10 protein-coding genes are annotated in these 13158 nt (G+C 65.3%); 1 reads left to right on the top strand and 9 read right to left on the bottom strand.

Annotated features, from left to right (window positions below):
* Positions 1 to 289: 289 nt before the first annotated feature.
* From puhC to bchF, 9 genes are all read right to left on the bottom strand, one after another.
* A complete protein-coding gene (puhC, locus tag LJE61_RS05555) occupies positions 290 to 745 on the bottom strand; it encodes a photosynthetic complex assembly protein PuhC (protein WP_296913258.1) in 456 nt (151 codons plus the stop codon).
* Positions 746 to 757: 12 nt separating this feature from the next.
* On the bottom strand, positions 758 to 1381 hold the full coding sequence (gene puhB / locus LJE61_RS05550) for a photosynthetic complex putative assembly protein PuhB (protein WP_519972957.1): 624 nt from the start codon (positions 1379 to 1381) through the stop codon (positions 758 to 760).
* Between the two features lie 29 nt (positions 1382 to 1410).
* Complete coding sequence (puhA, locus tag LJE61_RS05545; RefSeq protein WP_296913263.1) at positions 1411 to 2178, bottom strand: photosynthetic reaction center subunit H; 768 nt, start codon at positions 2176 to 2178, stop codon at positions 1411 to 1413.
* Positions 2179 to 2454: 276 nt separating this feature from the next.
* On the bottom strand, positions 2455 to 3156 hold the full coding sequence (gene bchM, locus LJE61_RS05540) for a magnesium protoporphyrin IX methyltransferase (protein ID WP_296913265.1): 702 nt from the start codon (positions 3154 to 3156) through the stop codon (positions 2455 to 2457).
* On the bottom strand, positions 3156 to 4040 hold the full coding sequence (gene bchL, locus LJE61_RS05535) for a ferredoxin:protochlorophyllide reductase (ATP-dependent) iron-sulfur ATP-binding protein (protein ID WP_519972665.1): 885 nt from the start codon (positions 4038 to 4040) through the stop codon (positions 3156 to 3158). Before bchL ends, bchM begins: the two co-directional genes overlap by 1 nt.
* A 23-nt stretch (positions 4041 to 4063) precedes the next feature.
* A complete protein-coding gene (locus LJE61_RS05530; RefSeq protein ID WP_296913271.1) occupies positions 4064 to 7810 on the bottom strand; it encodes a magnesium chelatase subunit H in 3747 nt (1248 codons plus the stop codon).
* Positions 7785 to 9362, bottom strand: coding sequence for a ferredoxin:protochlorophyllide reductase (ATP-dependent) subunit B (gene bchB / locus LJE61_RS05525; protein ID WP_296913274.1), 1578 nt, complete (start codon positions 9360 to 9362; stop codon positions 7785 to 7787). Before bchB ends, LJE61_RS05530 begins: the two co-directional genes overlap by 26 nt.
* A 4-nt stretch (positions 9363 to 9366) precedes the next feature.
* Positions 9367 to 10653, bottom strand: a complete 1287-nt coding sequence (locus tag LJE61_RS05520) for a ferredoxin:protochlorophyllide reductase (ATP-dependent) subunit N (protein WP_296913276.1) — start codon at positions 10651 to 10653, stop codon at positions 9367 to 9369.
* Complete coding sequence (gene bchF / locus LJE61_RS05515) at positions 10650 to 11162, bottom strand: 2-vinyl bacteriochlorophyllide hydratase (RefSeq protein WP_296913328.1); 513 nt, start codon at positions 11160 to 11162, stop codon at positions 10650 to 10652. Before bchF ends, LJE61_RS05520 begins: the two co-directional genes overlap by 4 nt.
* Before the next feature lie 569 nt (positions 11163 to 11731).
* On the opposite strand from bchF, the gene ppsR reads away from it, so the two are divergent.
* Positions 11732 to 13156, top strand: coding sequence for a transcriptional regulator PpsR (ppsR, locus tag LJE61_RS05510; RefSeq protein WP_296913279.1), 1425 nt, complete (start codon positions 11732 to 11734; stop codon positions 13154 to 13156).
* Positions 13157 to 13158: the final 2 nt, after the last annotated feature.

The following is a 13158-nucleotide window of genomic DNA, read 5'->3' as shown; positions in this document are numbered from 1 at the left end:
GACCCGCGTCGATTGCCGTCGCCAGATCGAGTGGACCGGTTGCGGCGCGCGCCCTGCAACGTCATCCTGCCCCGGTCCGACGAGGAGATCCGCATCGCCGGCGGTGGCCGACCGGACGGCCGGTGCCGCGATCGAGACGCCTATTGCGCGCGTCGTTGCGCCGGACCCAAGGCGGAGCGGTCGCAGATCGTGATGATAGCAGGCAGGCCCCCATTCAGGGGTGGCTTCGCTCACTCGGGAGGAGCAAAGGCTGGGGCAAGGCACAGCCTTGGCATGGCGGGGCATCGCCTCATTGCACTGCCGGCAGCGGGGACAAGAACCGCCCGAAGGCCGCTTCGTTGGTCGCGCCGAAGGCCTTGAGGTCGACGAAGAAATCAGTCGTGCGGTCTTCCAGGGTGACGTGCCCGTCTTCCCGGAGACTCAGTCGAAAGGGCGCGTCGGGCTCGACGTCATGTATCCGGCGCTCGCGTGCCAAGGTCCGCAGTACGCCTCGAATGAAACCGTCCTCTCCGGCTGGGAGGGTTTCCAACAAGCTCCCGCTGGCGGCGTCATGCACGGCCAGCTCGCCCTGCCCGATCTCGATGAAAAGCAGGTCGCGGCCCGCGACTTCGGCAGGCCGAGGGCCCTGGCTTGGATCGAAGCCGGACAGCCGGGCGACGGCGATTGCCAAGATCGTAAAACCGATCAGGGACGCCACTGCGATCAAGACGCCCCGAGGAAAGGGGCGATCGTGAAACTCACTCAAGGCTCAACCTCATCAGGATGACGGCGCAGCGCTCGACGCGGCATGTTGCCCCGGCCGCTCCTCAAGCTGCTCTAAGGGACTCTCGGACTGAGCGGCGAAGGCTGCGAGCGCATTGGACAGGATCTCGGCGGCCTTGGCGACGTCCGGAATGGCCCGGAGCATGGGCTGCGGGCGAGTGAAGTGCCAGGGACGGACATGCGGCCACAGGACCAGATACGAGGCCCGCGCAGACTCGGCCAGCACCAGCGGAATGTCCCCGGTGTCGTCGAGATAGCGCTTCATCTGAGCGGATCGGATCTGGGCAAAGGGGAAATTGACGATCATGGGCAGGGCGACCCCGAAACGCATGACCACGCGACGGGACGTGATGGTGTAGACCGTGGAACGACCCATCGCGAAGGCGAGGAGTGCGAGGGCACCGATGGCGACGAGCCCGAGCAGAAGCATCCAGAGTGCCCCGACCACGACCGTGGCCAGGGCTTCGCCGGTGGACAGGTCCGCGAGGACCCGCCACAGGATAATTAAGCCGAAATAGAGGGCAACGGTCCCGACATGAAAGGCACGCCGCGCCAAGGTGGTCCAGCGCGGCGCACCCTGCCAAAGCATCTCCTCACCGGGGGGGAGATGCTCGGGCAAGCCTCGAACGGGCTCGAAGTCATATTCCCTCACAACAGAGGCTCTGAGCGATCCGCCGTCGCGTACAGATGCCCGCCCGCGTAGTAGGCGCAGATCTTGTCCTCTTCGTAGAGCGTGACCTGATCCGGCTTCGCCAAACCCGGGACGTTCGCAAAGTGCTTGCCGCGGATCGACTTGACATTGATCTGCCGGTTTTTCTTGTCAAAACGGGTGAAGTTGATTGGCAACAGCACATTCTTGCCACCCTTGCCGACCTGCATCTCCAGGTAGCGGATCTGCGGCTCCGCCCGGTCCACCCAGACATCGGTCACCGTACCCCCGACCTCGCCGTCACAACCGACGACCGTCATCCCGCGCGGATCTGGGTCCTTGTCGGCGATCGAGAAGTCGGTCGCGACCCGCAGCGGGACGATCTTGGGCGCGCCTTCGAAGGTGAGATCCGTGTGCTTCTCGCGATCCGGAGAGGCGCCCGGTCCAAAGCCGGAGAGCATCGGATCGCCGTTGGGGATCAGCGGGGAGCCCGGGTAGGGGAGTGCGGGTGTCGCGTTGACCTTGGCGGGCGCCTCGGCACGCGGGGCATACACGGTGCCACCGCCGTGCGGCAACACGAATGCCTTGGGCTCAGGCATCGGCGGGAAGCCGACGATCTTGATCTGACCGCCGCGAGTGGACTCAAGCGGATAACCCTCCCGCTTGTCTTCACGACGGATGTAGAAGATCAGCCCGGCGAAGAAGAACCAGAAGACGTAGAGCACGAGCTGGGCGACGTCGACATAGCTGGTGATGGCTGCTGACATGGTGTGACCTCCGTAGGACAAATGGCTAGCCGGTTGGACCGGCCAGGCCGAAGCGCGATGACCACCACAGACCGAGCTCGTTCGGGGGAGCGACGTGCGGGACAATGGCGACCAACGTGGCAGAAGATGCTCTGGATCTCGCTGTGATAGAAACCCCCCTGGCCAATGAAAGCGCCGGCCAACGCCGGGCCGACAGCACCCCGGGGGCGCACGCGCATCGCATCAACGCGCACCGGGGCATCCGGGCGGCAGTCTCGAAGCACGACACTCGACTGCTCATAACGGCACCAACTCCAGTGCCTGCGACGTATAAAAACCAACCGCGATCCGTTTCGTCCGCCGCGTCTGCCAGCCTGCGAGGCGCGGCTCTGCCGCAATCAGCTCTCGCAAGGCATGGCCGGAAACCGGCTCGATTGCGGGCGCACGGTTGCCCCGCGGAAAGAACCGGCCGACGCCGTGCATCAGCGCAAGGGCAGCCGTCCTTGGCGCGAAGGTGAACAGGATCGAGTGGCTGGCTCGCCCGGCCAACTCGGCAAGCACCCTCACGACATCCGAGGGGACGTAGTGGATCAACGAATCCATGGCGACCACGTGGTCGAATCGGCCATGGGCCGGATCGAGCATGTCGCCGGCCTCGAACCGCACCGACCCGGGACCCAAGTTCGCCGGCGTGCGTTCGCGCGCGATCTCGATCAGGGTCGGTGCCACATCGATCGCAAGGACCTCGGCGCCACGCCACGCCGCCTCCAAGGCCAAGGCCCCGGTCCCGCACCCGGCGTCGAGCAGGCGCTTGCCCGAGAGATCGGACGGCAACCAATCGAGAAGGGTCGCACGCATCTCCTCGCGGCCCGCGCGCACGGTCGCCCGAATCCGGCTGACCTTGGCGTCGGAGGTAAGCTTGGTCCAGGCGTCGGCAGCAGTGCGATCGAAATAGGTTTCGATCTGCGAGCGGCGCTCCTGATACGACCCGTTAGCCATCAATCGAACCCTAAGAAGTCGAAGATGTCGCGATCGCGCATGGGCTCCGCCGCCAGCGGCTCGGTGCCTTCCCAGAGCATCGCGGCGAGTCGCAAATACTCGTCCTTGGCGGCCGCCAGGCCGGGGGCGTCGTCCATCTCAAACAGGGTCGACTTTCTCAGGCGGCTCCGCCGAATGACATCGAGATCCGGCAGATGGGCGAGCCGCTTGAGACCGACCGCGGCATTGAAGCGATCGATCTCGTCGGTCTCGACGCTGCGATTGGCGATCACGCCGCCGATCCGCACCCCGTAGTGTTTTGCTTTCGCCTGGATCGCGGCTGCAATGCGGTTCATCGCGAAGATCGAGTCGAAGTCGTTCGCCGTCACGATCAGGGCCCGCTCGGCATGCTGCAGGGGCGCCGCGAACCCGCCGCAGACCACGTCACCGAGCACATCGAAGACCACCACGTCGGTGTCCTCGAGCAGGTGATGCTGCTTGAGAAGCTTGACCGTCTGACCAACGACATAGCCGCCGCAGCCGGTCCCGGCAGGCGGACCCCCGGCTTCGACGCACATCACGCCGTTATAGCCTTCGTAGACATAGTCGTCGGGGCGCAGCTCCTCGGCGTGAAAATCCACCGATTCCAGGATGTCGATGACCGTCGGCACCAGACACTTGGTGAGGGTGAAGGTCGAGTCGTGCTTCGGGTCACAGCCAATCTGCAGGACCCTTTTGCCGAGCTTCGAGAAGGCCACCGAGAGGTTCGACGAGGTCGTGCTCTTCCCGATCCCACCCTTACCGTAGACGGCAAAAACCTTCGCGGTATCGATCCGAATGTCCGGGTCGAGCTGGACCTGGACGCTCCCCTCGCCGTCCGGACGCTTGGGGAAGTCGCCGAGCATGCCGGCGGGAATCTCTTGACTCGTCACGCCGCGGCCTCCTCGACGACCCCCTCCAGACGGTCTTCGAGCTCCTCGCCGGCCTGCCGCAGGGCTTCGAGCGTCGCCGCGTCGGGTGACCAGTAGTTGCGCTCATGCGCCTCGATGAGCCGGCTCGCAACCTTGGCCGATGCCGTCGGATTCAGTTGCGCGAGCCGCTTGCGCATCTCCTCGTCCAGCACGTAGGTCTCGGTGAGCTGCTGATAGACCCAGGGCGCCACCTGCCCGGTGGTGGCCGACCAGCCCATGGTGTTGGTCACATGCACCTCGATCTGGCGCACGCCCTCGTAGCCATGCTTGAGCATGCCCTCATACCACTTCGGATTCAGCATGCGGGTACGCGTCTCGAGCGCGACCTGCTCGGCCAGCGTGCGAACGACGCCATCGCCTCGGGTCTGGTCACCGATGTAGACCGGGACATCGTCACCCTTGAAACGCCCGACTGCACGCGTGATCCCACCGAGGGTGTCGAAGTAGTGATCCACCGTCGTCACACCCAGCTCGACTGAATCCAGATTCTGATAAGCGAGTTGGACGGTGGAGAGCACGCTCTTCAAGAGCTCCGCCTGACGGACCGGTTGTCCGGAACGGCCGTAAGCGAAGCACTTGCGCCGTGTATAGGTCTCCGCAAGCTCATCCTCCCCATCCCAGCGGCTGCTGTCGACCAGATAGTTCACGTTCGCGCCGTACGCGCCGTCTGCATTGCTGAAGACGCGCAGCGCGGCGGTCTCCAGATCGCAGCCCTGCGCCTCTTGATAGGCCACAGCATGCTTGCGCACGAAGTTTCGCTCCATCGGCTCGTCGGCCTGGGCGGCGAGAAAAGACGCCTCCGCCAACAGACGGGTCTGCAAGGGCAGCAGATCCCGGAAGATACCCGACAAGGTCATGACCACGTCCACCCGCGGACGACCCAGATCCTCGAGCGGGATCAAGGTGGCACCTGCAAGACGGCCGTAGGCATCGAAACGCGGACGCGCACCGATCAGGGCCAGTGCTTGACCGATGGGACCGCCCTCGGTCTTGAGGTTGTCGGTCCCCCAGAGGACCAGGGCAATCGTCTCGGGGAATCCATTGCCCTCGGACATGTGCCGCTCGATCAGACGGTCCGCCTGGCGCGCACCATCTTTAACCGCATAGGCACTCGGGAGACGGAAGGGATCGAATCCATGCAGGTTCCGCCCGGTCGGCAGAATCGCCGGCGTCCGCAGCAGATCACCGCCCGGCGCGGGCCGAATGAAGCCGCCGTCGAGCGCGTGCAGGATCGCCGGGGTCTCGGTGTCCTGGACGAGCAGCCGGTCGGTCTCGACGAGCTCGCGAAACAACTCGAGGTTCTGCGCGTCGACCGCCATGCCCCCGGCCCTGAGCGCCTTCTCGGGTGACCTGCCGGCGACCAGCGCGGCCACGGCGCCCCGCGCCGGATGCATGTCCTTGGACGCCTCGGCCACTGCGAGCAGCAGGTCGAGGCGCTCCTCCTCCGTCGGCGCCTCACCGACGACATGGAGGCCATGGGGAATCAGGGTGTACTCGAGCTCCAGGACCTTCTCGTGGAGCTTGGCGATCTCCGAATCGGAATGGGAATTGGCATCCCCGCTCCACGCCGGCTCGAGCTGGGCCAGCTCAAGCTCGGCGGCTTGGGCCTGGATCAGCTCGGCAAGCTGGGTGCGCTCCTCCTCCTCCCCGGGAGGCAGACTGCGCCAGCGTTCCATCGACCCCTTCAGGTCGATCAGGCCCTTGTAGAGCCCGGCATGGGCGATCGGCGGGGTGATATAGCTGATCAGGGTCGCCGCCGCACGCCGCTTGGCGATCGTCCCTTCGGATGGGTTGTTCGAGGCGTAGAGATAGATGTTCGGCAGGTCCGTGATCAGTCGATCCGGCCAACAGGTGCCGGAGAGGCCGGCCTGCTTGCCTGGCATGAACTCCAGGGCACCGTGCGTCCCGAAGTGCAGCACGGCGTGCGCGCCAAAGTCGTCGCGGATCCAGCGATAGAAGGCCGAGAAGGCATGGGTCGGGGTGAACCCCTTTTCGAACAGCAGACGCATGGGGTCGCCTTCATAGCCGAAGGCCGGCTGAATCCCGACAAAGACATTGCCGAACTGGGCGCCGAGCACGAACAGCGAGCCGCCATCGGTCTGCTGCTTGCCAGGCGCCGCACCCCATTGCTGCTCGATCTCCGTCAGCCAGGGCTCGCGCCGAACATGATCGTCGACCGGGATCCGGACGTGGACGTTGGCATGGGCACCGAAGCGCGCAGCGTTGCCGTTGACGATCCGCTCCCGCAGCTCATCGATGTCTGCCGGCAACTCGACGCCATAACCCTCCGCGCGCATCGCCCGCAAGGTCCGATAGAGTGAGGCAAAGACCGACAGATAGGCCGCGGTCCCGGTATTGCCGGCATTGGGCGGAAAATTGAACAGGACCACGGCCACCTTGCGTTCGGCACGCTTGGTGCGGCGCAGTCGCACCAAGCGCTCGACCCGCGCGGCCAACCGTTGCGCCCGCTCGCCATGCGCCTGCATGTCGCGCGCGCCCTCGGAGGAACCCCCACCGTTGCGACCGCCATAGACCATGGAGCCGGTCGCTCCGTCGAGCTCGGGGATCGCAACCATCATCGTCGCCTCGACGGCCAGCAAGCCCTGGCTCGACCCCTCCCACTGATCGACACTCTGGAACTCGACTGCCAGTGTCGAAAGATAGGGGACGTCGAGACGGACCAGCATCTCCTCGGCCGCCTTGGCGTCGTTGTAGGCGGGTCCACCCACCAGGGAGAACCCGGTGAGTGAGATCACCGCATCGACGCTCGCATGTCCGTCCTTGATGAAAAACCGCTCGATCGCCGGGCGCGCGTCAAGGCCGCTCGCGAAGGCTGGCACCACCTCAAGCCCGCGCGACTCGAGCGCCTCGATGACGCCGTCGTAGTGGGCAGCGTTCCCGGCGAGGACGTAAGAGCGCATCAATAAGAGACCGACTCGACCCGATGCGCGGCCGCTCACGCCCGGCAGGCTCGCCAGCTGATCGGCGATGCGTCCTTTCATTCTCGGGTGATAGATGCCGACATCCGGGTACTCGACCGGCGGGGCGGCCTTGATCGTCCCGCGCAGATGGCGCCGGGGGCCGTCGGCATAGCGGTCGACCAGGAATCGGATCATGTTGCCGAGGTTCTCGTCCGAACCGGCCAACCAGTACTGGAGCGTCAGGAAGTAGGCCCGAACGTCTTGGGCGGTGCCCGGGATGAAGCGCAGCAGCTTGGGGATCCGACGCAGCATCGACATCTGCTGGGCCCCGGCGCTCTGCTTGCGCTCCTTGCTGCCTCTCAGCCGTTTCAGCAGGGCCATCGGACCGCCCGGCGAGCCATCCATCTTGAAGCCGCCGAGCCGCGTCATTTTCATCAGCTCACCGGCCGACATGCAGACGATCATGGCATCGCAGTCATTACGACGCGCCGCCAAGGCCGGCAGGATGGGTTTGAAATGCTCCTCCATCACCAGCATCGTGATCATGATGAGATGACCCTCGGCGATGTCCTGTCGACAGCGCTCCAGGGCATCGGGATCATCGGCCCATTCGGTCGCGGCATGCAGGCTGATCTTTAGACCAGGGAGCTCGCGCTGCAATGACGGACGCGCGCGCTCGGTCGTACCAGCCAGATGGCCGTCCAGATTCACGATGACCACGTGAACCGGCGTGATGTCGGGGGTCGAGGCGCGCTTGTCAGCGGCCGAAGTGCGCTTTGGCATCGTAGAGCGTCTCCACAGTAATCGTCTGGATCCCCTGCTCCTCTGCGAAGCGCTCGGTATTGCGACGCGCCTTGCCGCGCACGAAGAACGGGATCTTCTTCAGCTCCTGCTCGGCTTCCGGTGCCCAAATCGTGGCGGAAGCGCCAGCCTGAGCCTGCGCGTCCACCGGTTCAAGTGCAGCCCCGGCCGACCGACCGGCAGCCGGCCGCGGGCCGAGATGCGACGGCATCGCCGCGTCATGGAACTCGAAGTCCTCCCGAAACATGGTGATCAGGTGCTCCTCGAGCCCCATCATCAGCGGATGGACCCAGGTGTCGAAAAGCACATTGGCACCTTCGAACCCCATCTGTGGCGCATAGCGAGCCGGAAAGTCCTGCACGTGCACCGGTGCCGAGATCACGGCACACGGGATGCCCAGCCGCTTGGCGATGTGCCGTTCCATCTGGGTGCCGAGCATCAACTCGGGCTGAAGCTCCGACGCTCGGGCCTCGACTTCCAGGTAGTCATCCGTGATCAACGGCTCGACGCCGTAGCGGTGTGCGCACGCCCGAACGTCGCGGGCGAACTCGCGCGCATAGGTGCCCACGCCGACCACCGTGAAACCCAGCTCCTCCGCGCAGATGCGGGCCGCAGCGGCGGCGTGGGTCGCATCCGCGAAGATGAACACGCGCTTTCCGGTGAGGTAGGTCGAGTCGACGGATCGCGAGTACCAAGGCATTCTAGACCAATTCGCGGCCTTGGCATCCCCCACGTCGATCTCAGCGACGCGCCCGACCTCTTGCAGGAAATCCCGGGTCGCACCGATCCCGATCGGCACCGTCTTGACGGTCGGCTGTCCGAACATGCGTTCCAGCCAGTGACAGGCCTGATCGGCCGTCTCGGGATACAGGCAGACATTGAAATCCGCCTCGGGGATCCGGAGCAAATCCTCAGGGCTGGCCCCCAGCGGCGCGACCACATGGACATCGACACCGACCGAGGCAAGAAGCCGGGAGACCTCCGTGACATCGTCGCGGCAGCGGAAACCCAGCGCGGTCGGGCCAAGCAGGTTGGCCCGAGGACGTCGCTCGGCCGGCCTCGGCTCAGGCCGACGTCCCGCGTCTGGGACCCGAGGCTTGAGGAGGCCCCGGATCAGCTGATAAAAGGTCTCGTTGGCGCCCCAACCCTCCTTGCGCACATAGGCCGGCAACTCCAGTGGCAGCACCGGGATGGGCAGACCCATGCCGCGCGCCAGCGCACCCGCTTGGTCTTGGATCAACTCGGCCGTGCAGGCCTCGCCGACGAGGAGCACGCGAGGCGAGAACCGCTCATAGGCCTCGGTGACGCTGGCCTTCACCAACTGCGCGGTATCCCCGCCGAGCTCGCGCGCCTGGAAGGTTGTATAGGTCACGGGGGGACGCCGGTCACGCCGCTCGATCATGGTGAAGAGCAGATCGGCGTAGGTGTCGCCTTGGGGCGCATGCAGGACCAAATGGACCCCCTGCATGGATGCGGCGACACGCATCGCGCCGATATGCGGTGGACCCTCGTATGTCCAGAGCGTGAGCTGCATGACGTCAGATCCGCAGCAACGCATCGCGCCGCAGCGGCCGCGCGAAGAGCTCGGCCAGATCCGCAGCCTGATCGAAGCCATGCACCGGCGTGAACACGAGCTCGATGGACCATTTGGTCCGCAGACCCTCGGCCTCGAGCGGATTGGCGAGACCGAGACCGCAAACGGTGATATCGGGCCGATCGGAACGCACCCGGTCGAGTTGGCGATCGAGGTCCTGACCCTCGGTCAGACGAACCCCGCTTGGCAACAGAGCCAGCTCGTCCATCATCAACTGTCGATCGAGATAGGGCGTGGCAACCTCCACCAGTTCCATGCCGCATTCACGATGAAGGAAACGCGCTAACGGGATCTCGAGCTGCGAATCCGGCAGGAAGCTGATGCGTTTGCCTGCCAGCATCGCACGCTGATGCGCCAGCCCGCGCTCGGCGCGCGCGACCGCAGGCGCCATGGCAGCGTCGAAGACCGCCGGCGACACGCCCCAGTCATCGGCCGCGGCACGGAGCCAACCAAGCGTCCCCTCGATGCCGAACGGATAGGGTGCGGACAGCAAGCGCGCCCCTCGCGCCAGACAGGCCCGTGCGCTCTCCCCTAAAAAGGGCTGGGCCAGCAGGACCGAGGTCCCGCTGCCCAGGGGAGGGAAATCGGCGGTGTGACGCGGCGGCAGAAACGACACCGGAGAGATGCCCAACTCGGCGAAGAGACGACCGAATTGGTCTTCCACCACGTCGGGCAAGGTCCCGACCACCAGGAGGGAGCGCTCCCCTTGGGGCAGCGGCGGAAGCTCGGGGACCAGCGCCTTCAGGCAGGCGTCCTCCCCCTGCGTGAAGGTCGTTTCCAGACCGCTCGCCGAGTAGTCGATGATGCGGACCCGTCCGCGATAGACGACGGAGAGACGCTCGGCGGCCTTCGCCAGATCGAGCTTGATGACCTCGGAAGGACATGAACCCACGAGAAACAGGGTGCCGAGGTCGGGACGCCGGTCGAGGACCTCGCCGACGACACGGTCCAGCTCCTGGTTGCAGTCGGCCAGACCGGCAAGATCGCGCTCCTGGAGGATCGCCGTGGCGAACCTCGGCTCGGCGAAGATCATGACCCCGGCAGCGGATTGCAGGAGGTGCGCGCAGGTCCGCGAGCCGATCACCAGGAAGAAGGCGTCTTGGATCTTGCGATGCAGCCATACAATCCCGGCAAGACCACAGAAGACATGCCGTTGCCCCCGCTCGCGCGCAACGACCGGGAGATCGTTGCCGGGGGCCGAGTCGCGGCGGGCTGCCCGCGGGGCGGTCATTCGGCAACCTCGGCGAGAGCACTCCCATCTCCCGCTCGATCGAGCCGCGCCGCGCGGAGCTTGATCAGAAACTGCGTCGCGTTGATCACATAGGCCGCGTAGGCGGCCAGTGCCAGCCACATGAGCCCCCGCGTATCCAGTACGCCGGTCGCCAAGGCGATCAGGTAAGCGGTATGGAGGGCCAGCACCAACATGCTGAAGACGTCCTCCCAGAAGAAGACAGGTGCAAACAGATAGCGACCGAAGACCTGGCGCTCCCAGATCGCGCCGGTAATCATGATGGCGTAGAGTACGAGCGTCTTGAAGACGATCGAGATGGTGGCGATCCCCTCGCCTTCCCCCGTCGCCAAATAGCGCAGGACCAGATAGAGACTGACCAAGAAGACCAAAAACTGAACCGGCGCCAGGATGGCCTGCACCAGGGTCCAGGGAGATTGGTCTCGGCGGCGACGCTCCTCCGGGGTATACAGCGGTCGTCGCTTCACCGGTTTGGCTCGAGAGTGGCTCATCAGAACGGTCTTTTTGGTTATCATCCGCCGTCTCGTTTCGACATAAGACGAATCTAGTCCGCTTTCAGGGGTGCGTCAACCAAACTTTACGTAAACCTGACTTGACAACCCTGCGCCAGGTACCACAATAGGGTAGCGAGCCCGAAGTACGTTGGACTGGTGCCTCTCGATGCGATCAGGCCGGAGGCGCTCTAATCGAGGGCGTCTGCCGGCCGTCGCATCCCATCCCCGCTCGGGCCCCGCAAGATGGCGGGACTGCGGCGATCCCTCGCGGGTCGGCTCCGTAGCCCGCACCAAGCGTGTCGGCGTGGTTTCGTTGACGACATTCGACCCCAAGCAGCGCGAGCGGTATATCTCTCGGGACTAGAGAACGATCACCAGATCGACACGGATCCGGCGACAGCCGGAAGCCGGGTCGAGTGCTCACTACCGATACCGCACGGTGTTGAGTTAGCGGCATGCCGAAAGCCATGTCGAGGCCCGGGGATCGTCCCTGCGAGCCAGGCCGCCGCCGACCCCACCGATGGGTCGACTGGGCACGCACAGAGATGGTGGAGGGTCTGGTCGCCGTGAGTCCGTTCAGAGCCCCGAATGAATCACTCGGTGTCCTCGATGCCGAGACGGCCGCGGCGCTGATCGAAGGCGCGACCGACATCGCTGTCGTGGTCGATCAGACGGGAACCGTGCGCGACATGGCCTACGGCAGCGAGGAGCTGTCCACCGAGCTCTGCAACGACTGGATCGGGCAAAGCTGGCTCGCCACCGCGCTCCCCGAGAGCCGGGCAAACCTTGAGGACCTCCTGAGGGAGGCGCGCGGCCGCCACGTCACGCGTTGGCGACAGGTGAGCCATCCATCCGTCCGCGGCACCGATGTCACAATCCAATACCGGGCAGTTTGCATCGGGACCCGCATCGTGGCGCTGGGGCGCAATCTGCAGGGAATGGCCGCGCTGCAACAGCAGCTGGTCGACGCTCAGCAGGCCTTGGAGCGCGATTACTGGCGCTTCCGTCAGGTTGAGACACGGTACAGGCTCCTATTCCGGATGGTCTCCGAAGCGATCCTCATCATCGATGCGCCGACGCAACGGGTTGTGGAAGCAAACCCGGCGGCGGGCCAGCTGCTCGGCGAGTCGCCGAGCCGGGTCATCGGCCGACCTTTCCCGGAGGGGTTCGACTCGGACAGCACGCAGGCGATCAACGGTCTGCTGGCGGGTGTGCGCGCCGCCGGTCGGGCCGACGACGTGCGGGCTCGACTAGCCGACGGCCTTCAGGAGTTCCTGGTGTCAGCCTCGCTGCTCCGCCAGGAGAACCTGTCGTTCCTCCTGGTGCGCCTCTCGCCGCTGCTCGCTGATGTCTCGGCGGCGGCCCTGCCCGAGAACCGGGCGCGTTATCTGCGGGTCTTGGAGAATGCGCCCGACTGTGTTGTCATCACCGATGCCGACGGGCGGGTCCTCAGCGCCAACAACACCTTTCTCGCCCTGACCGAGGTCGCGACCGAGCAGCAGGCCAGAGGCGAGTCACTCGACCGCTGGCTCGGCCGCCCGGGGGTCGACCTCAATGTCCTGATGGCAAACCTGCGTCAGCATGATACGGTTCGACTCTTCGCGACGACGCTGCGCGGCGAGTACGGGTCCACCACCGACATCGAGATCTCGGCCGCGGCGGTCCGCAACGGCGAGCGCCCATACTTCGGTTTTTTCATCCGAGACGTCGGCCGCCGACTCAACGCCGAACAACCCTCTGGCCCCGAGCAGCCGCGATGGCTTGACCAGCTCACGGACCGGGTCGGGCGGGTTCCGCTCAAGGAGCTCGTGCGAGAGTCGACCGACACCATCGAGCGGCTTTGTATCGAGGCAGCACTCAAGCTGACGGGCGATAATCGAGCCTCTGCGGCGGAGCTGCTGGGCTTGAGCCGCCAAAGCCTATACGTCAAAATCGACCGCTACGGTATTACCGATCAATCAGCCGGTGCATCGGCGTCAGACAACAAGTGAGC

It is taken from the genome of Thiocapsa sp., from assembly GCF_022340925.1.
Lineage (GTDB): Bacteria > Pseudomonadota > Gammaproteobacteria > Chromatiales > Chromatiaceae > Thiocapsa.
Note: the sequence above shows the minus strand (reverse complement) of the source record. Positions and strands in the feature narration are given on the sequence as shown.

Excerpts from the sequence above, each read along its gene's own strand:
- puhA (WP_296913263.1), bottom strand. The coding sequence starts at position 2,178 with ATGTCAGCAGCCATCACCAGCTATGTCGACGTCGCCCAGCTCGTGCTC.
- bchM (WP_296913265.1), bottom strand. The coding sequence starts at position 3,156 with ATGGCTAACGGGTCGTATCAGGAGCGCCGCTCGCAGATCGAAACCTAT.
- bchL (WP_519972665.1), bottom strand. The coding sequence starts at position 4,040 with ATGCTCGGCGACTTCCCCAAGCGTCCGGACGGCGAGGGGAGCGTCCAG.
- LJE61_RS05530 (WP_296913271.1), bottom strand. The coding sequence starts at position 7,810 with ATGCCAAAGCGCACTTCGGCCGCTGACAAGCGCGCCTCGACCCCCGAC.
- bchB (WP_296913274.1), bottom strand. The coding sequence starts at position 9,362 with ATGCAGCTCACGCTCTGGACATACGAGGGTCCACCGCATATCGGCGCG.
- LJE61_RS05520 (WP_296913276.1), bottom strand. The coding sequence starts at position 10,653 with ATGACCGCCCCGCGGGCAGCCCGCCGCGACTCGGCCCCCGGCAACGAT.
- bchF (WP_296913328.1), bottom strand. The coding sequence starts at position 11,162 with ATGAGCCACTCTCGAGCCAAACCGGTGAAGCGACGACCGCTGTATACC.